Source organism: Oceaniglobus ichthyenteri, from assembly GCF_003057885.1.
Classification (GTDB): domain Bacteria; phylum Pseudomonadota; class Alphaproteobacteria; order Rhodobacterales; family Rhodobacteraceae; genus Oceaniglobus; species Oceaniglobus ichthyenteri.
This window is the reverse complement of record NZ_QAGK01000006.1, coordinates 93,454-115,278: the sequence shown is the minus strand read 5'-3', so window position 1 is coordinate 115,278 and position 21,825 is coordinate 93,454. Positions and strand designations below refer to the sequence as shown.

The following is a 21,825-nucleotide window of genomic DNA, read 5'->3' as shown; positions in this document are numbered from 1 at the left end:
ACGGTTTTACGGTATTCCCGAAAACCACAGGCAACAGGCAGGCACATATGCAAGATCCAGTGAACTATTTTACCAACAACCTGGTTCCCATGGTTGTAGAACAAACCAGCCGGGGCGAGCGCGCCTATGATATCTTTTCGCGCCTGTTGAAAGAACGGATCATTTTCGTCAACGGCCCGGTGCACGACGGGATGAGCCAACTGGTCGTGGCGCAATTGCTGCATCTTGAGGCGGAAAACCCCACCAAAGACATCAGCATGTACATCAACAGCCCCGGTGGCGTGGTGACGGCGGGCCTTTCGATTTACGACACGATGCAGTATATCAAACCCAAGGTATCCACACTTGTCGTTGGTCAAGCGGCCAGCATGGGATCGGTTCTGTCAGCGGCGGGGGCAAAAGGCATGCGCTTTGCGCTGCCCAATGCGCGGATCATGGTGCACCAGCCCAGCGGCGGATATCAGGGGCAGGCCAGTGATATCATGATTCACGCGGCTGAAACCCAGAAAGTGCGCGAACAGCTTTATAAAATCTACGTAAAACACACCGGCCAAACCTATAAGGCGGTTGAAAAAGCGTTGGAGCGTGACAAATTCATGTCACCCGAAGAAGCAAAAGAATGGGGTCACATCGACGAGATCGTTGAAAATCGTGAAAAAAGCGATGTGTCGGTGTAAGCGGCATTGTGACAATCGCGCGCCACTTTGGCGTTGCGGCCCAAAATTGTCTGTCCTAGGCTAAGGCACAGGGCAGACCGACCGGCACAAGTCGGCGGAATACGGCGGAACACAGGCCCAGAGGTTAAGCGATGGCGAACAATTCAGGCGATAGCAAAAACACCCTTTACTGCTCATTCTGCGGTAAAAGTCAGCACGAAGTGCGCAAACTTATTGCCGGGCCGACGGTGTTCATCTGCGATGAATGTGTCGAACTGTGCATGGATATCATCCGCGAGGAAACGAAATCAGCCTCGTTGAAATCCAGCGACGGGGTGCCAACCCCGAAAGAGATTTGCCAAGTGCTGGATGATTATGTGATCGGCCAGGTGCACGCCAAACGTGTGCTGTCGGTGGCGGTTCACAACCATTACAAACGTCTGAACAATGCCGGAAAATCGGATATTGAACTGGCGAAATCCAATATTTTGCTGATCGGCCCCACCGGGTGCGGCAAGACATTGCTGGCACAAACGCTGGCGCGCATTCTTGATGTGCCCTTTACCATGGCCGATGCCACCACATTGACCGAGGCCGGGTATGTCGGCGAAGATGTTGAAAACATTATCCTGAAACTGTTGCAGGCATCGGAATACAACGTTGAACGCGCGCAACGCGGCATCGTTTATATTGACGAGGTCGACAAGATCACCCGCAAATCCGACAATCCCAGCATAACACGCGATGTGTCGGGCGAGGGTGTGCAGCAGGCGTTGTTGAAAATCATGGAAGGCACGGTTGCCTCGGTGCCGCCCCAGGGTGGGCGCAAACATCCCCAGCAAGAGTTCCTTCAGGTGGATACCACCAATATCCTGTTCATCTGTGGCGGGGCGTTTGCCGGTCTTGAAAAGATCATTTCGGCCCGCGGCAAAGGCAGCGCGATGGGCTTTGGCGCCGATGTGAAAGACAATGAAAGCCGCGGTGTTGGCGAAGTCTTTACCGAGCTTGAGCCTGAAGATCTGTTGAAATTCGGCCTGATTCCCGAATTTGTTGGCCGTTTGCCGGTGATCGCCACGCTCACCGATCTGGACGAAGACGCGTTGGTCACGATTCTGACGCAGCCAAAGAACGCCTTGGTCAAACAGTATCAGCGCCTGTTCGAACTGGAAGATGCGCAACTGACGTTCACGGATGACGCGTTGCAATCCATTGCCAAACGGGCGGTACAGCGTAAAACCGGGGCGCGGGGGCTGCGCTCGATCATGGAGGATATCCTGCTTGATACCATGTTCGATCTGCCCGGTATGGACAGTGTGGAAGAGGTTGTGGTGAACGAAGAGGCGGTTAATTCCGACGCTTCGCCGCTGATGATCCATTCGGATACCAAGAAAAAGGCCGAATCTGCCTCGGCAAGTTAACGCATCGCGCCGCATTTCATTGGCGGGCGCGTTGGGGTGAAAATCCGGTCGTGATTTAGGGGTGGTGCATGTTTCATGCACCACCTTCGTTTTTTCCGGCGTTTCCTTGCTCAAAACACGCACGTTCACGGCTTGGCCCGCGATGGAACTGCCGCGAAATGGCAACTGCCCCTAGACCTTGGCGCGCGCATGGTCCATATCTGGGCACAACGATTTCGGAGACCATAATGAGCGTTTTTTCCAAAATTATGCGGGCTTTCACCTGGTGGAATGGTCCGACTCTGAACACCCAGTTGTGGTCAAACCGCAAAGGCGTGAAGGTGGGCGAAGATGCCCAGGGTAACGTGTTTTTTCAAACCGCTGACAAAAGTCGCCGCTGGGTGATGTATAATGGCGAACCCGAAGCATCGCGCGTATCGCCCGAATGGCATGGCTGGTTGCACCACACCTGGGCCGAACCGCCGACGACCGCGCCTTTGGTGCACCGCGCGTGGGAAAAGCCACATCTGCCCAATATGACCGGCACGCCCGAAGCTTATGCGCCGGCCGGTTCATTGCGCCGGACCGATCCGAAAAAGCGCAGCGATTACGAGGCCTGGAGCCCGGAGTAAACCGCAATGGCGGATCACATGACCGAAGTTGTGACCGGCGGCGTTGTTCTGGCCGCGGCGTTGGGCTTTGGCCTTTATGCGGCGCAAGTGGCAGGGTTGGGGCAGGGCGGTGATACCTATCCGCTGACGGCCAGTTTTCGTTCAGTCGAAGGCGTGTCTGTCGGAAGTGATGTGCGGTTGGGCGGCGTGCGGGTTGGCACGGTGACGGCGTTGAACCTGAATGCCGAAACCTTTCGCGCCGATGCGGTGTTTGCGATTCGCAAGGATCTGGAACTGCCCGAAGACACCGCCGTGATCGTGGCCTCCGAAGGGTTGTTGGGCGGCAATTTCATCGAAATACTCCCGGGCGGATCGCCATTTAATCTGGAACAGGGTTCCGAGATCGAGGATACACAAAGTGCAGTCAGCCTTTTGAATCTATTGCTTAAATATGTCTCAGGCGGATCAGATTGATGATCGCGCGGATGATTTTCTGTGCCGCCCTTGGGCTGGCATCGCCGGTGTTTGCGCAAATCGGTGAAACCGAAAGCGAAACACAAACCGCCCGTGTATCCAGCGCGCCGGGGGCGTTTTTGCGCGGCCTTGATAAAATATCTGGGATCGTGGCCGAGATTGATATTTCGGTTGGACAAACCGTTGCCTTGGGAAATTTACAGATCACCTTGGGCGATTGCCGGTATCCGCGCAACAACCCGACTGGCGAAGCCTATGTATGGTTGGTGATTCGCGATGCAGGTGTGGATGTGCCGCATTTTCAGGGATGGATGATCGCCTCAAGCCCGGCATTAAACGCGTTGGAGCATCCGCGTTACGATGTTTGGGTCATTCGCTGCAACATCTGATCCGGGGTCGGGACCGGGCCCGCACGGTGAAAATCTGCCCGTGTTTCCAAGGCTTTGGTCAAACGGCGGTGATATCGCAGGCGGCTGATTTCAACCGCACCCAGACTGGCCAGATGCGCGGTGATGAATTGTGTGTCAAACAATTTGAACCCGCCTTGGCGCAGCCGATCAATCAGATAGGCAAGCGCGATTTTTGACGCATCGGTTTGTGTGGAAAACATGCTTTCGCCAAAGAACGCCGCACCAATGGCCAGCCCGTACACCCCGCCAACAAGGGTGTCATCCTTCCACACCTCAATCGAATGGGCAAAACCGGCGCGGAAAAGTTGGGTATAAAGATCAAAGATCGTGGCGTTGATCCATGTTTCATCGCGTGCGGCACAGCCGGTAACAACGCCTGCAAAATCCTGATCGAACGAAATTTCAAACGGCGCGCGGCGAATGCGGCGGCGCAGACGGCGCGAAATATGAAACCCGTCTAACGGGAAAACGCCCCGCTGTTGCGGATCGATCCAATGGATCTCATCGGAGTCGCGGCTGTCGGCCATCGGAAAGATGCCCGCAGCATAGGCCCGAACAATCAGTTCGGGCGTCAAAGGGTGCGGCGCGCCGTGCTGCATTCAGCCCAGATTGGTTTCCAACCAATGCTCCAGCCAATGGATATTGTAACGCCCGGTTTGCACGGCTTCTTCGCGCAACAGCGCGTGAAACAATGGCACGGTGGTATCGACGCCATCAATGATCAGCTCACCCAAGGCACGCGACAATCGCGCCAGGGCCTCGGGGCGATCACGGCCATGAACGATCAGCTTTCCGATCAGCGAATCGTAATAGGGCGGAATACGATATCCGTCATACAGCGCCGAATCCATGCGCACCCCCAACCCGCCGGGCGCGTGATACTGGCTGATTGTGCCGGGGGACGGCGCGAAATTCGGCAGTTTTTCTGCGTTGATCCGCACCTCGATCGCATGGCCATTCATGCGCAGCGTATCCTGGTTCAGATCCATCGGCAAACCGGCAGCCACACGGATTTGTTCGCGCACCAGATCAACGCCAAACACAGCCTCGGTCACCGGATGTTCAACCTGAAGACGGGTGTTCATTTCGATGAAATAGAATTCATCGTTTTCGTAAAGAAACTCGATTGTACCCGCACCGGAATATCCGATCTTGGCCACGGCATCGGCGCAAACCTTGCCAATACGCGCGCGCTGTTCGGCGCTGATGGCGGGGCCGGGGGCCTCTTCCAACACTTTTTGGTGGCGGCGTTGCAGCGAACAATCGCGTTCGCCCAGATGCACGGCGCGCCCTTTGCCATCGCCAAACACCTGAATTTCGATGTGGCGCGGTGTGGTCAGATATTTTTCGATATAGACTTCGTCATTGCCGAACGCCGCTTTGGATTCGCTGCGCGCAGTGCGAAATGCGTTTTCCAGATCGGATTCGGTTTTGGCCAGTTTCATGCCACGGCCACCCCCACCGGCGGTGGCTTTGATGATGACGGGATAGCCGATATCCTTTGCCACCACCTTGGCGGTTTCCAGATCGGGCACGCCACCTTCGCTGCCGGGCACACAGGGCACACCCAGTTTGCGCATGGTTTCCTTGGCCGAAATCTTGTCGCCCATGATGCGGATATGTTCCGCCGAGGGGCCGATGAATGTCAGCTGGTGATCTTCAACAATCTGCACAAAATTCGCGTTTTCCGACAGAAAACCATAGCCCGGATGAATTGCCTGAGCCCCGGTGATTTCACAGGCCGAAATGATCGCCGGCACGCTGAGATAACTTTGGGTGCCCGGCGGGGGGCCGATGCAAATGCTTTCGTCGGCCATCCGCACATGCATCGCATCACTATCGGCCGTGGAATGTACCGCCACCGATGCAATGCCCATTTCGCGGCACGCCCGAATGACACGCAAAGCGATTTCGCCGCGATTGGCGATCAAAATCTTGTCGAACATAACCAGTCCTATTCGATGATCATCAGGGGTGCGCCAAATTCGACGGGCGAGGCATCTTCGATCAGAATGCGTTTGATCGTGCCGGATTTCGGGCTGGGAATCTGATTCATCGTTTTCATTGCTTCGACGATCAACAGGGTGTCGCCCTCTTGCACCGTGTCGCCGACTTTTACGAAATTTCCGGCACCCGGTTCTGGCGCCATGTAAACGGTGCCGACCATGGGCGAGGTGACAGCGCCAGGGTGATCGGCGGGATCAGCGCCGCCTGCGGCCTGGGCCGGTGCGGTTGTCGGGGCGGGCGCGGCCAATGGCGTGGCCAGAGGGGCGGGAACAGGCGGCGGCGCTGCTATCATCGAACGTGACACGCGCACATTCAAACTGTCGTCTTCGCCATACTCACGTTTGACGCTCAGTTCGGTCAGGTCATTCTCCCGCAGGAGTTTGGCCAGCGCCTCGATGAACGCAACGTCGGAGTTATGCCTATTTTCTGTCATGCCATCCTCATTCTCATGTGACTCTTTGGCCCGTGCGACCCAGCGGTCGGATTTTCATCGGTATATGGCAGCACAGCCTGGGTTGAAAGACGTAAAACCGGGCGTCTGGCAAGGATCCGCGCCTTGCGCCGGGTCAAAGTGAAATTAACTGCCCGGTGTGAAATTTTACCAGTTGATAAAATTTCATCCTGTGGCAGTCTGTTTTGAACAGCAACCTGAAAGGGCAGCCATGCGCAACAGTCAAATGACACCCGGTATTGTCGGGGGCCGACTGACCCCCGAAACCTATGGTGAGAATTTCCAGGATCTGCACGCCCCCCTGGATCATCACGAAGCGGCAGTGGCCGCAGACCGATGTTATTTCTGCCATGATGCGCCCTGTATCACCGCCTGTCCGACGGAAATTGATATTCCGCTGTTCATTCGCCAAATCGCCACCGGCACCCCCGAAGCGGCGGCGCGCACGATTTTTGATCAAAATATTCTGGGCGGCATGTGTGCCCGGGTCTGCCCGACCGAACAATTGTGCGAACAGGCCTGTGTGCGCGAAGCGGCCGAAGGCAAGCCGGTTTTGATTGGCCAATTGCAACGCTATGCCACCGATACAATGCTGGATCAGCCCCACCCTTATACCCGCGCACCCGATACCGGCAAACGGGTGGCGGTGGTGGGCGCGGGGCCTGCGGGCCTGTCTTGTGCACATCGTCTGGCGATGCTGGGCCACGGCGTGACAATCTATGAGGCGCGCCAAAAACCCGGCGGTCTGAATGAATTTGGCATCGCCAGCTATAAATCAACCAATGATTTCGCCCAGGCCGAGGTTGAATGGCTGCTGCAAATCGGCGGGATCACGATTGAATATGGCCGCACCCTGGGCGGTGAATTGACCTTGGGCGAGCTGAGTAGTGATTTTGACGCCGTGTTCCTCGGCTTTGGTCTGGGTGGTGTGCGCGCCTTGCAGATTGATGGCGGTGACAAGGACGGGGTGCGTGATGCCGTTGATTTCATTGCCGATCTGCGCCAGGCTGATGATCTGTCGGCGCTGCCCGTGGGGCGCAACGTGGTGGTGATTGGCGGCGGGATGACGGCGGTGGATGCCGCTGTGCAATCAAAACTGCTGGGCGCTGAAAACGTCACCATGGTCTATCGGCGCGGCAAAGAGGCGATGTCGGCCTCGCAATACGAACAGGATCTGGCGGCCTCCAAAGGCGTGCGCATCCTCTATAACGCGGCCCCCGCTGCGATCATTGGCAATGGCGCGGTGCGCGAGATCGAATTCGCCTATACCGACAGCAGCGGCAAACCGATGGGCGAAACCTTCCGTCTGCCCGCCGATCAGGTGTTGCGCGCCATCGGTCAGGTGATGAACACCCGGCCCGACACATTGGAAATGGACGGCGCGCGCCTGACGGTTTCGCACACCATGCGCACTTCGCAACCGGGCGTCTGGGCCGGTGGCGATTGTGTGGCCGCGGGCGACGATCTGACCGTGACCGCCGTGGCCCAGGGGCGCGATGCGGCGATGGATATGCACAACACTCTTACAGGGAAGGGCGCGTAAATGGCCGATCTTTCAAGCAATTTCGTTGGCATCAAATCGCCCAATCCCTTCTGGCTGGCCAGTGCGCCGCCGACGGACAAGGAATATAACGTCGTGCGCGCGTTCAAGGCGGGCTGGGGCGGGGTGGTGTGGAAAACCCTTGGCGAACAAGGCCCACCCGTGGTCAACGTCAACGGCCCGCGCTATGGCGCGATCTGGGGCGCGGATCGCCGGTTGTTGGGGTTGAACAACATCGAACTGATCACCGATCGCCCGCTTGAGGTGAATCTGCGCGAGATCAAGCAGGTCAAGCGCGACTGGCCCGACCGGGCCATGGTCGTATCCATCATGGTGCCCTGCGAAGAGGCGGCATGGAAGGCGATCCTGCCCCATGTCGAGGAAACCGGTGCCGATGGAATCGAGCTGAACTTTGGCTGCCCCCACGGGATGAGCGAGCGTGGCATGGGCAGCGCCGTGGGCCAGGTGCCGGAATATGTGGAAATGGTTGCGCGCTGGTGCAAACAAAACACCCGGATGCCGGTGATTGTGAAACTGACCCCCAACATCACCGATGTGCGCAGCTCGGCGCGCGCGGCGGTGCGTGGCGGGGCCGATGCGGTGTCATTGATCAACACGATCAATTCCATCACCTCGGTCGATCTGGATACGATGGCCCCCGAGCCCAGCATTGACGGCAAGGGCACCCATGGCGGCTATTGCGGCCCGGCGGTGAAACCCATCGCGTTGCATATGGTGGCCGACATCGCGCGCGACCCCGAATGCAACGCCATCCCGATTTCGGGCATTGGCGGCGTCACCACCTGGCGCGATGCGGCAGAGTTTTTGGCGCTTGGCGCGGGCAATGTTCAGGTCTGCACAGCGGCCATGACCTATGGCTTTAAAATCGTTGAAGAAATGAAATCGGGCCTGTCGCAGTGGATGGATGAAAAGGGCTATACCTCAGTCGATCAGGTCAGCCGCCGCGCCGTGCCAAACGTGACCGATTGGCAATATCTGAACCTGAATGCCGTGTCCAAGGCGGTGATCGATCAGGATTTGTGCATCAAATGCGGCCGCTGCTTTGCTGCCTGCGAAGACACCAGCCATCAGGCCATCGCCATGTCGCCCGACCGCACATTCACCGTGATCGACGAAGAATGCGTGGCCTGCAACCTGTGCGTCAATGTCTGCCCCGTGGAAAACTGCATCACGATGGAGCGGATGGATACAGGCGCCACCGATCCGCGCACCGGCAAGGTGGTCGAGGATGAGTATGCCAACTGGACAACCCACCCCAACAATCCCGGTGCTGTGGCGGCAGAATAATCACGGCGCAATCCACTCTGGGCGAAATCCATCCTCGCCCAGGGTGAACCGCGCGCGCCGATGGACCGCGCCCAGATGCAGCGTTTCAATCTCTTTAACCGCGCCGCGCAACACCGCAAAGTTATCGCGGCTTGATGTTGTCCTGTGCTGTTCGGGGCTTTCAATCGGCGTGGCTGGCGCGGGCTGGCCGCCATAGGCCCGCCGCCCCCCATCGCCCAGGCGCTGCCACTGCGGCTCCGCCTCGTCGACGGTCAAAACACTGAACCGGCCGCGCAATCGGATCTGAAACCCGGCCTCTGGCAACCAGAATAACAGCGTTGCGCGTGGATCGGCGCGCAATTGCGCCACCTTTGCGGCCCGGGTATCGCTGTAAATGTCCACACATCGCCGGCGCTCATCGGCATCGCGCAACACCACCATCCGCGCCTCGGGCCATGGTCCATTGGTCGCCAGCGTGGCCAGACGACAGGGCGCATCGCGGTCGTGTTTGACCCGTGCCAATTCCTCCCAAACATGGTTTAATGTTCCCGAAAGGGACGTCAGCGCCTCACTCATATCCCGTCATCTCCAAATATCCCCGTCCCGCGTGGCTGCCCGCAATCGTCACCGGCCCCTCCCAATAGGGCACCGATGTTTCCATCCATGCATCGCGATTCAGCGCCGCGATGGTCACATCCAGCCCCCGATCGGGCAGGTTCACCCGCCACACCACCGGCACGTCGCGCCCGGCGACCCGGTGCCATTCCAGCGGTGTCAGCCGCAGCGCGCCATCGCCGTATGGCGTCGGCGTGCCATCCGCCGCAATCCAGGTGGCCGAAGTAAACCCATCCCCCTGATCACGCAGCAAGAACCCCATCAGCTTTTCGCCCGTATCAAAGCTGAGCGATACCCAATCCCATCCGCTTTGATCCGCATCCAGAAGTTGCGTCGACCATTCCCGATCCAGCCATGCCTGACCCGTCACCGCAACAGACCCCGAGGGCAGCGTCACCATCCCCTCAACCCCATAAAACGGTTGCGAATAATACCGGCTGGCCTGCCCCGAGGCGGATTTAACAGAATATCCCCCATCGCCTTGGGCCACAATCGGGCCTTGCGCCGAAAGCTCTAAATCATAAGAAAAATCATGGCCTTGCGCGCTCAGCCTGACATCATCAAACGTTGGGCCAACCATGCCCCACTCATCAATCCAGGCGGCAAAACCATCGTCCAGCGACACGCCGGCCTGTCCGGTGCCGCCCCGGGCAATGCGCTCGGTCACAAAATGCTGATCCGATGTGGTCACGGCGGCATGGCCCATCCACGCCTGACGGCTGTTCCACCCCGTCTGCGTGCCCGTACCGGCCGTTCGGGCGGATCGAAACAGGGTCCACTGCACGCCCAAGGGGGCGCCATCTGCCGTTTCAAGATTGGCGGTGATATACCACCATTCAATACGAAAATCCGGATGTGCCCCGTGATCGGCCGGAAAATCAAACGCACCGGGCCGGACCTCGGCATATCCATCTTCGGCCGCGCCAAGCCCGGCAAAGCCCTGCGCCAACCCCGGCAGCGCCAAACACAGCCAGAACATGATCGCGCACACCGCCACCATTTCTGTTTTAAAAATATCCCCGCCGGAGGCTCCCGCATGCCGCAAAAGGCGCAATCGTTTAGCGTTCATGGGCAAACACCTGCAACAAACGCGCCGGCGGCATCCGCGCAATGCGCACCGCCGGAAACAGCGCCGCCGCCGCTGCCGCGATCAGGGCCAGAACCGCAAGGATCGCCCAATCCATGGGAAAGATGAACAGCGGCAATCGCCATCCAAACGCCTCGACGTTGATCACCCCCAGCAGCACCCAAGCCAGCAAAAGCCCGACAGGCAGGGCGCAAATCAATGTCAGCCCGGCCAGAACCAGTGCACGCGCCAGCTCCAACCGCGCCAATCCCGCCCGGCTGACCCCCGATGCCCACACCGGCGCCAGTTGCGGCAGGCGCATGGCGGCCAATGTCAGCAGGCTGGTCAATATCGCAAATCCGGCCACCGAAAGGGTCAGCACATTCAAGGCGCGTGAAACGGTAAATGTGCGTTCAAACACCGACAGGGAAAACGCCTTGATCTCGCTTTGGTTAATCAGATTGTCGGTGTCCAAGCCAAATTCATCGACCAAGGCGGCGCTGACGGCATCCACCTGCGCCGGGTTCACGCGCAACCCGTAACTTAGCCGCTCAACAGCCGGAAACCGGTCAGTCAACGCGCCGATCCCGATCAATGCCTGGCCTAGAGGGTTGCCATAATCACTATACACCCCCAGAATCTGCGCCTGCCAGCCGGGCAGGGATACCGTGTCGCCCGACCAGATATCGCTGCGCCGGGCCAGTTGTTCGTTGATCAACACACCTTCCCCTGCCGCGATCCGATCCCAGACATCGGGCAGCGCATCGAGCAGCGGCCAGTTGTCGCGATAGGTGGGGTGATCGGCAACGCCGTAAATCTCTCCGGGCAGGCCATTCAAATCGCCCTCAACATGCCAGAGCGGCAGAATTGCATCTGCGCGCGGTTCAAGAAATGCGATCATCGCTTCGGCCTGTGCATCGGTTTCGGCGGTGACATACAATTCAGACGCCAATCGTTGATCCAGCCACCCGGTAAAAGTCAGCCGGAAACTCGACACCATCGTGCCAACCCCGATATTGGCCGCCAAGGCCAGCAAAAGCGCCATCAGGGCAAGCGACAAACCCGGCAATTGTTGCCGCGTATCGGCCCAGAACCATTGTGCCAACGGGCCCTTGGCCAAACGCCCGCCCAGCCACATTGCGCCATACAATATCACCGGCAGGGCAAGTGCCGCCGCGATCAAAAGCGCACCCAACATGACAAAACCGGCGATCAGTCCGCTGGCGAATGTCAGCGTCAGATAAGCCATGACCGCCAGGGAAATCGCCGCCGCGCCTTGCCAGATCAGCGCCGCCTCGGATGCACGCGCCCAGGCACGGGGTTGCGCCGGCGCCAAAAGCGGCAGACGCGCAACCTGCCACAACGAAGAAATGGCCGCCAATCCAGTGCCCAAAACCGCGATGGCCAATCCCGAAACCCACCAGATCGGCTGAATCGATAATGTGCCTTCCACCGAGGCCCCGTAAAGCCCGCGCAGCGTGGCCGCCACATCGGGAATCAAGGCCGATGCGATAAGATACCCCAAGGCGATGCCGGCCGCGCCGGAGACCAATGCCAATGCCAGCAATTCAACCAGCAACAACCACAACAATGTGCGCGCCGGCAGGCCCAATGCCCGCAGGGTGCGAAACACCGGACGACGCTGTTCAAACGCCAGACCGATCGTTCCGCGCACGATAAACAGCCCGACGGCAAAAGACAGTAACCCGAACGCCGTCAGGTTAAGATGAAAACTGTCGGTCAACCCCGCCATATCATTGCGCGATTGAGGTTGATCAAGGGTTAACGTCGGAACGATTTCTTTTAAAGGCGGGCGGTTCAGGGGCTGGGCGTCAAGCACGATCAGGCGCGATATCCGCCCCTCTAACCCCAATAAAGACTGAGCCACCGCCATGTCGGCATAGGCGACGCCGGGGGCGACGCCGTCTTGCACGATCCTGCGCGGCAAATCGGCATTGGCCAGTCGTGCGGCGGTTTCGGGGGAAACGATCAACGGGCCGTCGGCGCCGATGAACGCCGTATCAAACGCGGTCTCGCCGGTTTGGTCGGGCAAATCATCCAAGGGCAGGGTAAAGGGATCAATGCCCAAAATTCGCAAAGGCCCGGCGCCGGTGCTGATCGTGCCTTCGACAACCGGGGTCACCAGCCATCCGGCGCGGCGCAGCGCCACAAAATGCGACTCGGGCATTGGTGCGCCGTCGGGGGCGATGATGCTGGCGCGCGGTGTCGGGCCAAGCGCGGTGGCGGCGCGATCGTAACTGTTGCGCGCTTCGGCATTGATCGCCTGCACGCCCGACCACAGGGCCGTGGCGGTGGCCAGTCCCAACAGCAGCGCCACCAATTGAAAGGGTCGCCGCCACCAATGCGACAGCAGCGCCAAAAGGGCCGCGCGCCTCATGGGGTGATGCGCCCGCGTTCCAGATGTGCGCGCCGATCCAACAGATCGGCCAAACGCCCAGAGTGGGTGACCATCAACAGGGTGGTGCCGGTTTCGCGCACCAGTTCCAACATCAGATCCAAAACCCGCGTGCCGGTGTCTTCGTCAAGATTGCCGGTGGGTTCATCGGCGAGAATGAGTTTCGGTCGGGCGGCAAGGGTGCGGCCAATCGCGACGCGCTGTTGTTGGCCGCCTGACAACTGTTCGGGATATTTCCTCAAATGCTCCGACAGGCCCAAACGCCGGGCCAGCGCATCGGCCCAGGCCGGATCGGCGCGATTGGCAAGGCGGGCCTGAAACGCGATATTGGCCGCCACATTCAAAGACGGTATCAGATTGAATTGCTGGAAAATCACGCCCACCGTCGTGCGGCGCAGGGCGGCGCGCCCGGCATCGTTCAGTGCGGTCACATCTTGCCCGTCCAGAATGATCGTGCCGGATTCGGCATCATCCAGCCCCGCCGCCAGATGCAACAGCGTGCTTTTGCCTGACCCGCTTTCGCCGGTCAGGGCACAGGATTGGCCCGCTGCCAGTTTGAAATCGATGCCGCGCAACACCTGTTGGCGCGCATCGCCCTGACCCCAGGATTTTGTGATGTTTGTCAGCGTTAACACACCAACCCCCTTGCCGATCATTGTTCCCTGCACTTAGCATGGTTGGCGCGGGGGAACAGGGGTGGCCAGTTGGACTACCCTAGGTAAATGCCCCGAAACGCCCGCCACTGAACACCAAAGGCGTGCCTTGCCCCAGGGTGGCCGATAAAACCCGCCCCACGATGATCGCATGATCGCCGCCATCGTGAACGGCGTGACGTTCGCATTCAAACCGCGCCAGACAGCCATCGATCAGCGGTGCGCCGGTGGCGCCCGGTGCCCAGTTCAGGCCGGGAAACGCGGCGCCGTCTTTTACAAAGGCCTGGCACATTTCGCTTTGTTCGGCGCCAATGATATGAATGGCGAAATGCTGTGCCGCCTCAAATATGGGAAACCTGTTGGCGCTGCGTGCGGGCGACCACAACACCAGCGGCGGGTCAATCGACACACTGGCAAAGCTGTTTGCCGTAATTCCCAATGGGCCGTTGTCGGTGGCACATGTCACCACAGTGACCCCGGTGGCAAACTGCCCCAAAGCATCGCGAAACTCCCGCGCCGTATCCGGGCCGGGAATGAATGTGACAGGTGCAGGCATGGTCTATGGTACCTCGTCGCCCAAGGCATAGGTGTATAATTCAAACCAAGTCTGGCGATCAATCGTTACTTTAAGTGCGTCATGCAACGCATTGATCCGAGACAGGTTGTTCGTACCCATGACCGGCATGATCCGCGCCGGATGCGCCAAAAGCCAGGCAATCGCAACCGCCGCCATATCAACCCCCTGTTCCTTGGCCAATGCGGCCAGGGCGGTGCGCAGTTTGCCATGCCCGCCCTTGCCGGTCATCAAGCTTCCGCCACCAAGGGGCGACCATGCCATTGGCGCAATCTTGCGTTCCTGCAGGAATGCCAGATCACCGTTGGTGAACGGCGCGATATGGCCCAGGGACATTTCGATCTGGTTGGTCAAAAGCGGCGTCTTCATTGCCGATTGCAGCAGGGTCCAATCGTGGAGTTTGAAATTGCTCACCCCGACGGCGCGCACTTTGCCGGACCTGACCAGATCGTCCAGCGTCGCGCCGGTTTCATCGGCGTCCATAAACGGATCGGGCCGGTGAATCAGCAGCATATCGATATGATCAATCCCCATCAGCCGCAGGGAATGATCGACCGAAGCGGTGATATGGGCGCGCGATGTGTCGTAATGTTTCACCCGGCGATCACCGTACCGCCCGACGGGCGCGACGATATCGCATTTGGTGACAATCTCGATACGGTTGCGCAAGGCAGGGGTAAGGGCCGCACCCATGATTTCCTCGGCCTGATACCCGCCATAGATATCGGCCTGATCCATCGTGGTAATGCCCTGATCCAGACAGGCCGAAATTTTGGCGCGCACGTGATCAACGCTGGTGTTCTGGTCATCGCTCAGGCGCCACATGCCGTAAATGATCCGGCTGAACGACAAATCGGAGGATAGTGAAATACGGTCGATCAACGGCGGTCTCCTATGCCAAGCGGCGTTTTTGGTGTTTCGGCGGGTACGCGACCATAAACATGGGGCAGCGATACGGTTTTCAAGTGCGGTAATACACGTTGGCCAAAAGATTTGCATTCATCGATATGGGGATAACCCGAAAAGATAAAGGCGCGGATGCCAAGTTTTTGATATTGCTCAATCTTGCTAAGCACCTGATCGGTCGATCCGACCAAGGCCGCGCCACAGCCCGACCGGGCCCGCCCCACGCCTGTCCAAAGGTTGGGTTCGACATAACCGAATGTATCGGCCAATTCCCGCGCCTTGGCCTGATGCGCCACACCCAGTGAGATACTGTCATGGGCGCGGTCGCGGATCAGTTTGCCATATTCATCATCCAGTTGGCTGACCAGATGATCGGCGTATTCGCGCGCCTCGGTTTCTGTGTCGCGCACAATCACATGCACGCGCAAACCGTAATCCAGAGTTCTGTTATATTTTTCAGCTGCTTGATTGGCATCCTTCATGCGTTGGATGATGTTTTCTTCCGGCTCGGGCCACATCAGATACACATCGCAATGCTCCCCGCACAAATCCAGTGCCGCAGGGGAATATCCACCGAAATACAAAAGCGGACCGCCGGTTTGATAGGGGCGCGCGGGATCGGTGGATATACCTTTGAATTGATACACTTCGCCGTCAAAGTTGATCTCATCCTGGGTCCAGGCCTGTTTCAAAATCTCGACCACTTCGCGCGAGCGTTGATAGCGATACGCGCTATCGGCAACCTCGCCGGGAAAATCCGAACTGATCACATTCAGGGTCAGCCGACCCTTGAGCATATGATCCAGCGTCGCCACCGTGCGCGCCAACATGATCGGCTGCATTTCACCACAGCGGATCGCGGCCAGCATATTGATTGAACTGGTAATCGGGGCACAGCCCGCCACGAACGAAAGGGTATCCTGACCCACCTGATAGGACGATGGGCACAGGATATTGCGAAATCCCTGATGCTCGGCCTCCTGCAATATCGCGCTGCAATGCTCCCAACTTGAGCGCAGCGCACCGTCAGGCACGCCCAGATATGCGTAATCGTCAGAACACAGCGCCGAAAACCAGGATATTTCGGCGCCATTGAGATCGGCGGATGTTACGGGAACCACTGTCATCGTATCTTTCCTTGCGATATGCATTTCCTATTGCCTAGCACCCGGTAGGGCGTGCATCAATAGTGTATCAATTTTCGTGGCTCCGACAATATGACCGATCCGAACGCCCTGCCTTTGTATCTGCAACTCAGTGATCTGGTGTTGCGCGAAATCGCCATGGGGCGGTTGGTGGAAGGCCAACGTTTGCAGCCCGAACGCGACATGGCTGCCGCCTATGGCGTTTCGGTGGGAACCTTGCGCAAGGCATTGGCGGATCTGACCCAAAAAGGCCATCTGGAACGGCGGCAGGGGTCGGGCAACTATGTGCGCAGCACCCGCAAAGCGGGGGGCGTTTATGGGTTTTTTCGCCTTGAACTGATCGGCGGCGGTGGACAGCCATCGCCCAAAGGGATCAGCGTGGATTTGATGGACAAACCCGCCGCCGCGCCCGATTTCGGCCCCTCGGCCCAAGGATTCCGGATGCGGCGCCAGCGCGCTTTGGGTGATGTGCCGGCGGTTGCCGAAGAAATCTGGATTGATGCGCAGTGGGCCACCGAGATCGCATTGGGTGATCTGGATGGCGCATTGTATCACTATTATCAGACCCGGCTTGGCCTGCGGATCACCCGCGCCGAAGATCACGTTGGCGTGGGTGCGATGCCAGATTGGGGTGGGCTGATGACGCCCGGCGCGCCTTGCGGATTTATCGAACGGGTGGCGTGGGATCAGAATGGCAATCGCGCCGAATATTCGCGCAATTGGTTCGACCCGACCGTCGCGGTTTATGTCTCACACATGAAATAGGAACCCCATGAGCAACACGGTAAATTATGGCCTCATCGGCTGTGGCATGATGGGCCAGGAGCATTTGCGCAACATTGCGTTGATCCCGGGTGCGCGGGTGGCGGCGATTTTTGAACCCGACGCCGCAATGGCCACTGCGGCACAGGTAATCGCGCCCCAGGCCACCCTTTGCGCCACGCTTGACGATCTGTTGGCGTTTGAGCCGCTGGATTGCCTGGTGGTTGTGGCGCCCAACCACACCCACGCCGATATCCTGGAGCAGATCGCCGCCAAACGGCCGCTGCCGTTGCTGATGGAAAAGCCCTTGTTCACCGATCCGGCCGATGGGGCGCGGGTGCTGGCGATTGGCGAAAACTACGCCGCGCCGATCTGGGTGGCGATGGAATATCGATATATGCCGCCGGTGCAAACGTTTCTGTCGCAGATGCAAGCGGCGACGGGCGGTATCAAAATGCTCACCATCCGCGAACACCGGTTTCCGTTTTTGGAAAAGGTCGGCAACTGGAACCGGTTCAACCGCAATTCCGGTGGGACGTTGGTGGAAAAATGCTGTCATTTCTTTGATTTGATGCGGTTTATTCTGCAATCCGAACCGGTGCGCGTCATGGCCAGTGGCGGGCAGGTCGTGAACCATCTGGACGAAACCTATGACGGCGAAGCGTCGGATATCTGGGATACTGCCTATGTAATCGTTGATTTCGCCAGCGGCGCGCGCGCGATGTTGGAACTGTGCATGTATGCCGAAGGCGCGCGGTTTCAGGAAGAAATCAGCGCCGTTGGCCCCTTGGGAAAGATTCAGGCATTGGTGCCCGGGCCGGGGCGGTTTTGGCCACCCCATCTGGGTGATCCGCCCGTGCCGCAGGTGGTGATTTCACCGCGCCACCCCAAAGGGCCGCAGATTGTGGAAATTCCGGTGGATCCGGCGTTATTGACGGCGGGCGATCACAATGGATCGACGTTTTACCAACACCACCGGTTTAACGCCGCCGTGCGCGGGGCCGGGCCGGTTGACGTAACCCTGCGCGATGGTGAGCGGGCCGTGGCCATGGGCATGGCGGCGCAACAATCGGCGTTGGAAAAGCGCGTGATCGAGATCTAGCGGCGGTGTTCCGCGCTGAACCGTGAACAGGTGTGTGATGCCGACAGATCGCGCGCACGATTTATTGTGTCAGGGTCATGTCGGCGGGCAGGGCGCGCGCCGCGATTTCAACCGCATTGGGCAGATCGTTTTGCCGAACCTTGGCCGTGGCGGTTTTGTCATCGAACCCGTGATCGCGCCAGCGTTGCATCAGGCGCGCGGTCAGCACCGCCTCTGGCACGTCAAACCAGATCGAAAGTGACCAAAGCTTGGCCAGACCACGCCAATCGGGATGGTCATACAGAAGGTAATTGCCCTCGACGATCACCAGATCGGTGTCAGGTTCCAAAATTTCGGCCCCGGCGATGGACATATCAAGCGCGCGATCAAACACCGGATAGACGACGCTGCCGCCCGATTTCATATCCTGCATCAGCCGGTGAAATCCGCGATGATCGAACGTGTATGGCGCGCCTTTGCGGGCAATGTCGCCGCGCGCCGCCAATATGCGATTGTCCAGATGAAACCCATCCATCGGCACCACCTGCGCCTTGCGCCCCTTGGCATTCAGATCCTCGGCCAGACGCACGGCATAGGTTGATTTACCGCTTGCGGGGGCACCGGCCACGGCAATCAGGTGCCGCCCGGCAGGCAGGCGCAGCGCGGCGGCGCAGGGGTCGCTCATGCGGCCATCTCGGGTTCTTTGGCGCCGGTCATGAACGCCACGGCGTCGGACATGGTGTAATCACCCGGTTTGATCACCGTCAGCCGTTTGCCCAAACGGTGAATGTGAATGCGATCTGCCACCTCGAACACATGGGGCATATTGTGCGAAATCAGCACAATTGGCACGCCGCGCGCACGCACATCCTGTATCAGCTCCAACACCTTGCGCGATTCTTTCACACCCAGGGCGGCGGTGGGTTCATCCAGGATAATCACCTTGCTGCCAAAGGCGGCGGCGCGGGCCACGGCGATGCCTTGGCGTTGACCGCCCGAAAGGGTTTCAACCGCCTGATTGATGTTTTGAATCGTCATCAACCCCAATTCCGACAGTTTATCGCGGGCGAATTTCTCCATCGCCGGTTTGTCGAGCTGGCGCAGCCATTTGCCGCGAAATCCGGGTTTGCGCAGCTCGCGCCCCATGAACATATTGTCGGCAATCGACAGGGCGGGCGACAGGGCCAATTGCTGATACACCGTGGCAATTCCATGTTCGCGCGCATCCAGTGGCGACGAGAAATTGACCCGCTTGCCCTCAAGATACACCTCACCTGAATCCGGGATGGTGGCGCCTGAAACGGCTTTGATCAGGCTGGATTTTCCGGCGCCATTGTCGCCGATCACGGCGAGGATTTCACCGGGATAAAGCTCAAAATCGCAATGATCCAGCGCGGTTACCTTGCCATAGCGTTTGACCAGGTTCTTGCCTTGTAAAATCGGTTCCATCAGACGGATGCCTTTCTGATCCACTGGTCCACGGCGACGGCGGCAATGATCAGCACGCCGATCAAAAGATATGTCCATTGGGCATCGGCCCCGAGCAGGCGCAGGCCCAGGGTGAACACCCCCACGATCAGCGCGCCAAACATCATCCCCGCGATTGATCCGCGCCCACCAAACAGGGAAATGCCGCCAATCACCACGGCGGTGATCGATTCGATATTGCCCAATTGGCCGGATGTTGGTGACACGGACCCGATGCGCCCGATCAACGCCCAACCGGCAAAAGCACAAATCAGACCTGACAGGGCATAGACGGAAATCAACACTTTGTTCACCTGAACGCCGGATAATTCCGCCGCTTCGGGGTCATCGCCCACCGCATAAACATGCCGCCCCCAGGCCGTTTGGCGCAACACATAGGCGAGGAAAAACACCAGCAGCACCATGAACACCACGCCAACGGTCAGGCGTGCGCCGCCCACCTCGATCGTGGTGCCAAAGAATTGCAAAAGCGGGGCCTGTTCCTGTATTTCCTGACTTCGGATTGTCTCATTCGCGGAATACAGGAAATTCGCCGCCAACACGATTTGCCACATGCCCAGCGTCACGATGAACGGCGGCAATTTCACCCGTGCCACCAGATAGCCGTTCAGCGCGCCAATTGCTGTGCCCACGGCCAGCCCACACAGCACCGCCAATTCCACCGGCAGATTATAGCGAAAGGTGAATTGCCCCATGATGACCGAACTGAACACCATGATCGCGCCAACGCTCAGATCGATCCCGGCGGTCAGAATAACCAGCGCCTGTGCTGCGCCCAGAATGCCAACAATCTGAACCTGTTGCAGGATCAGTGTCATGGCGAAGGGCGAAAAGAATTTCGATCCCAGAAGAACCCCGAAAATCAGGATTGATAAAACCAGAACAATCAGCGGCACAAGGGATGGGGTTTTATGCAACGCATGCTGAAACTTTGGAATCCAGCCGCGCCGTTCATCCGCGAACTGTGCAATTGCACCCGGCCCGGTTGCGGCAATGGCTTCGTAATCCTGGCCTTTTCGGTCAGTTTCTGGCATAAAATCCCCCGGTTATGGCTTTGAGTCCTGATCATCTGGCCGCGTGTGCCAATCGTTTTGGGCAAGGGGCATCGGAAATTCCGCGCCCTGCCCAAAAGGTGGAAAGGGGCGAGGGTGCCGCCCGCTTTCCGGTTCACGATCCTCGATCAGCCCCAGCAGAGCTCCATGCCTTCCTTGACGGAAATACTGTCGACACCCTCGGCCGGTTGATCGGTGACAAGCGCAACGCCGGTATCAAAGAAGTCTTTTCCATCGGTTGCCGAGGGCAGGGTGCCATCCTTGGCAAAGGCGGCAATCGCTTCGATCCCCTTTGAGGCCATGAGCAGCGGATATTGCTGACTGGTGGCGCCGATCACGCCATCGGCCACGTTCTGCACGCCCGGACAGCCGCCATCGACCGATACAACCAACACATCGCCTTCGCGCCCAATCGCCTTGAGCGCCTCATAGGCACCGGCGGCGGCGGGTTCGTTGATGGTATAAACCACGTTGATTTCCGGGTCGGTGGCCAACAGGTTTTCCATGGCGCGACGGCCGCCTTCTTCGTTGCCTGCGGTCACGTCATGGCCCACGATGCGCGGATCATCCTCATCGCCCCATTTTCCGGGGTCTTTGATATCAATGCCGAAACCGGTCATGAACCCCTGATCGCGCAGCACGCCGACGGTTGGCTGACTGACACCCAGATCCAGCATTGCAATCTTGGCGTTTGCGGCCTCATCGCCCAAGGTGGCGGCAGCCCATTTGCCAATCAGTTCGCCGGCCAAAAAGTTGTCGGTGGCAAATGTCATGTCGGCGGCATCAATCGGTGACAGGGGCGTATCCAGCGCGATCACAACCAACCCGGCATCGCGGGCCTGTTGTACGGCGCTGACGATTGACGATGTGTCGGACGCGGTCAGCAGAATGCCCTTTGCGCCATCCAGAATACAGGTTTCAATTGCTGCCACCTGGGTTTCATGATCGCCGTCAATCTTGCCGGCAAAGGATTTCAGGGTCATGCCCAATTCATCGGCCTTGGCTTGTGCGCCTTCTTTCATTTTCACGAAAAACGGATTGGTGTCGGTTTTTGTAATCAAACACGCGGTAACCGAATGACTTTCGGCAAAGGCGGCGCCGGTGGTGGCGGCCAATGCAATCGCAGTTCCGGCAAGTAGTTTATTCATCTGGTTTCCTCCCAAGAAACGTGAATTCGGCATGTTGTGATGCCTTTTTTGGCGGGGCCTTGGCGGAATCAAATCGCAAGGCGCGC

23 protein-coding genes are annotated in these 21,825 nt (G+C 58.7%); 9 read left to right on the top strand and 14 right to left on the bottom strand.

Annotation, left to right across the window (positions count from 1 at the left end; translation table 11 throughout):
- Positions 1-47: 47 nt before the first annotated feature.
- The 5 genes from C8265_RS10815 to C8265_RS10795 all read left to right on the top strand — a co-directional run bounded on the left by C8265_RS10815 (position 48) and on the right by C8265_RS10795 (position 3,527).
- On the top strand, positions 48-677 hold the full coding sequence (locus C8265_RS10815) for an ATP-dependent Clp protease proteolytic subunit (protein WP_108484027.1): 630 nt from the start codon (positions 48-50) through the stop codon (positions 675-677).
- Between the two features lie 131 nt (positions 678-808).
- A complete protein-coding gene (clpX, locus tag C8265_RS10810) occupies positions 809-2,074 on the top strand; it encodes an ATP-dependent Clp protease ATP-binding subunit ClpX (protein ID WP_108484026.1) in 1,266 nt (421 codons plus the stop codon).
- A 227-nt stretch (positions 2,075-2,301) separates the two neighbouring features.
- Complete coding sequence (locus C8265_RS10805; protein ID WP_108484025.1) at positions 2,302-2,685, top strand: NADH:ubiquinone oxidoreductase subunit NDUFA12; 384 nt, start codon at positions 2,302-2,304, stop codon at positions 2,683-2,685.
- A gap of 6 nt (positions 2,686-2,691) precedes the next feature.
- On the top strand, positions 2,692-3,138 hold the full coding sequence (mlaD, locus tag C8265_RS10800) for an outer membrane lipid asymmetry maintenance protein MlaD (protein WP_108484024.1): 447 nt from the start codon (positions 2,692-2,694) through the stop codon (positions 3,136-3,138).
- The gene (locus C8265_RS10795; protein WP_108484023.1) at positions 3,138-3,527 is read left to right on the top strand and encodes a DUF2155 domain-containing protein; all 390 of its coding nucleotides are present in this window, start codon (positions 3,138-3,140) and stop codon (positions 3,525-3,527) included. The genes mlaD and C8265_RS10795 overlap by 1 nt, the downstream gene beginning before the upstream one ends.
- Here the strand turns inward: C8265_RS10795 and aat are convergent.
- Genes aat through accB form a run of 3 tightly spaced genes read right to left on the bottom strand, consistent with a single transcriptional unit; the run spans position 3,494 to position 5,988 of the window.
- Entirely contained in the window at positions 3,494-4,147 is a 654-nt protein-coding gene (gene aat / locus C8265_RS10790; RefSeq protein ID WP_108484022.1) for a leucyl/phenylalanyl-tRNA--protein transferase, read from the bottom strand. The genes C8265_RS10795 and aat overlap by 34 nt on opposite strands.
- Entirely contained in the window at positions 4,148-5,494 is a 1,347-nt protein-coding gene (accC, locus tag C8265_RS10785) for an acetyl-CoA carboxylase biotin carboxylase subunit (RefSeq protein ID WP_108484021.1), read from the bottom strand.
- A gap of 8 nt (positions 5,495-5,502) precedes the next feature.
- Positions 5,503-5,988, bottom strand: coding sequence for an acetyl-CoA carboxylase biotin carboxyl carrier protein (gene accB / locus C8265_RS10780; RefSeq protein ID WP_108484020.1), 486 nt, complete (start codon positions 5,986-5,988; stop codon positions 5,503-5,505).
- Positions 5,989-6,217: 229 nt separating this feature from the next.
- On the opposite strand from accB, the gene C8265_RS10775 reads away from it, so the two are divergent.
- Positions 6,218-7,549 carry an NAD(P)-dependent oxidoreductase gene (locus tag C8265_RS10775; protein WP_108484176.1) on the top strand — a complete coding sequence of 444 codons (1,332 nt, stop codon included), beginning with the start codon at positions 6,218-6,220 and terminating at the stop codon, positions 7,547-7,549.
- Positions 7,550-8,854 (top strand): NAD-dependent dihydropyrimidine dehydrogenase subunit PreA, encoded by a 1,305-nt coding sequence (gene preA / locus C8265_RS10770; RefSeq protein WP_108484019.1) that lies wholly within the window; start codon positions 7,550-7,552, stop codon positions 8,852-8,854.
- On the opposite strand, the gene C8265_RS10765 is transcribed toward preA, so the two are convergent.
- From C8265_RS10765 to C8265_RS10735, 7 genes are all read right to left on the bottom strand, one after another.
- Positions 8,855-9,409, bottom strand: a complete 555-nt coding sequence (locus C8265_RS10765) for a pyridoxamine 5'-phosphate oxidase family protein (RefSeq protein ID WP_108484018.1) — start codon at positions 9,407-9,409, stop codon at positions 8,855-8,857.
- Positions 9,402-10,517: a lipocalin-like domain-containing protein gene (locus C8265_RS10760; protein WP_420818863.1), complete on the bottom strand. Its 1,116-nt coding sequence runs from the start codon at positions 10,515-10,517 to the stop codon at positions 9,402-9,404. Before C8265_RS10760 ends, C8265_RS10765 begins: the two co-directional genes overlap by 8 nt.
- The gene (locus tag C8265_RS10755) at positions 10,507-12,912 is read right to left on the bottom strand and encodes an ABC transporter permease (RefSeq protein ID WP_108484017.1); all 2,406 of its coding nucleotides are present in this window, start codon (positions 12,910-12,912) and stop codon (positions 10,507-10,509) included. Before C8265_RS10755 ends, C8265_RS10760 begins: the two co-directional genes overlap by 11 nt.
- Positions 12,909-13,565 (bottom strand): ABC transporter ATP-binding protein, encoded by a 657-nt coding sequence (locus C8265_RS10750; protein WP_420818862.1) that lies wholly within the window; start codon positions 13,563-13,565, stop codon positions 12,909-12,911. Before C8265_RS10750 ends, C8265_RS10755 begins: the two co-directional genes overlap by 4 nt.
- Before the next feature lie 79 nt (positions 13,566-13,644).
- The gene (locus C8265_RS10745; protein WP_108484015.1) at positions 13,645-14,139 is read right to left on the bottom strand and encodes a flavin reductase family protein; all 495 of its coding nucleotides are present in this window, start codon (positions 14,137-14,139) and stop codon (positions 13,645-13,647) included.
- Positions 14,140-14,142: 3 nt separating this feature from the next.
- Entirely contained in the window at positions 14,143-15,036 is an 894-nt protein-coding gene (locus C8265_RS10740; protein WP_108484174.1) for an aldo/keto reductase, read from the bottom strand.
- On the bottom strand, positions 15,036-16,190 hold the full coding sequence (locus C8265_RS10735; protein ID WP_108484014.1) for an LLM class flavin-dependent oxidoreductase: 1,155 nt from the start codon (positions 16,188-16,190) through the stop codon (positions 15,036-15,038). Before C8265_RS10735 ends, C8265_RS10740 begins: the two co-directional genes overlap by 1 nt.
- Before the next feature lie 90 nt (positions 16,191-16,280).
- On the opposite strand from C8265_RS10735, the gene C8265_RS10730 reads away from it, so the two are divergent.
- Together C8265_RS10730 and C8265_RS10725 are read left to right on the top strand one after the other, a co-directional pair.
- Complete coding sequence (locus C8265_RS10730; RefSeq protein ID WP_108484013.1) at positions 16,281-16,973, top strand: GntR family transcriptional regulator; 693 nt, start codon at positions 16,281-16,283, stop codon at positions 16,971-16,973.
- A gap of 7 nt (positions 16,974-16,980) precedes the next feature.
- Complete coding sequence (locus C8265_RS10725) at positions 16,981-18,072, top strand: Gfo/Idh/MocA family protein (protein WP_108484012.1); 1,092 nt, start codon at positions 16,981-16,983, stop codon at positions 18,070-18,072.
- 61 nt (positions 18,073-18,133) lie between these two features.
- Here C8265_RS10725 and C8265_RS10720 read toward each other — a convergent pair whose 3' ends face one another.
- The 4 genes from C8265_RS10720 to C8265_RS10705 form a co-directional block, all read right to left on the bottom strand.
- A complete protein-coding gene (locus tag C8265_RS10720) occupies positions 18,134-18,736 on the bottom strand; it encodes a nucleoside/nucleotide kinase family protein (RefSeq protein WP_108484011.1) in 603 nt (200 codons plus the stop codon).
- Positions 18,733-19,500, bottom strand: coding sequence for an ATP-binding cassette domain-containing protein (locus C8265_RS10715; RefSeq protein ID WP_206050328.1), 768 nt, complete (start codon positions 19,498-19,500; stop codon positions 18,733-18,735). The genes C8265_RS10720 and C8265_RS10715 overlap by 4 nt, the downstream gene beginning before the upstream one ends.
- Positions 19,500-20,573, bottom strand: coding sequence for an ABC transporter permease (locus C8265_RS10710; RefSeq protein ID WP_108484009.1), 1,074 nt, complete (start codon positions 20,571-20,573; stop codon positions 19,500-19,502). Before C8265_RS10710 ends, C8265_RS10715 begins: the two co-directional genes overlap by 1 nt.
- 146 nt (positions 20,574-20,719) lie before the next feature.
- The gene (locus tag C8265_RS10705) at positions 20,720-21,739 is read right to left on the bottom strand and encodes a sugar ABC transporter substrate-binding protein (RefSeq protein WP_108484008.1); all 1,020 of its coding nucleotides are present in this window, start codon (positions 21,737-21,739) and stop codon (positions 20,720-20,722) included.
- Between the last annotated feature and the right edge of the window lie 86 nt (positions 21,740-21,825).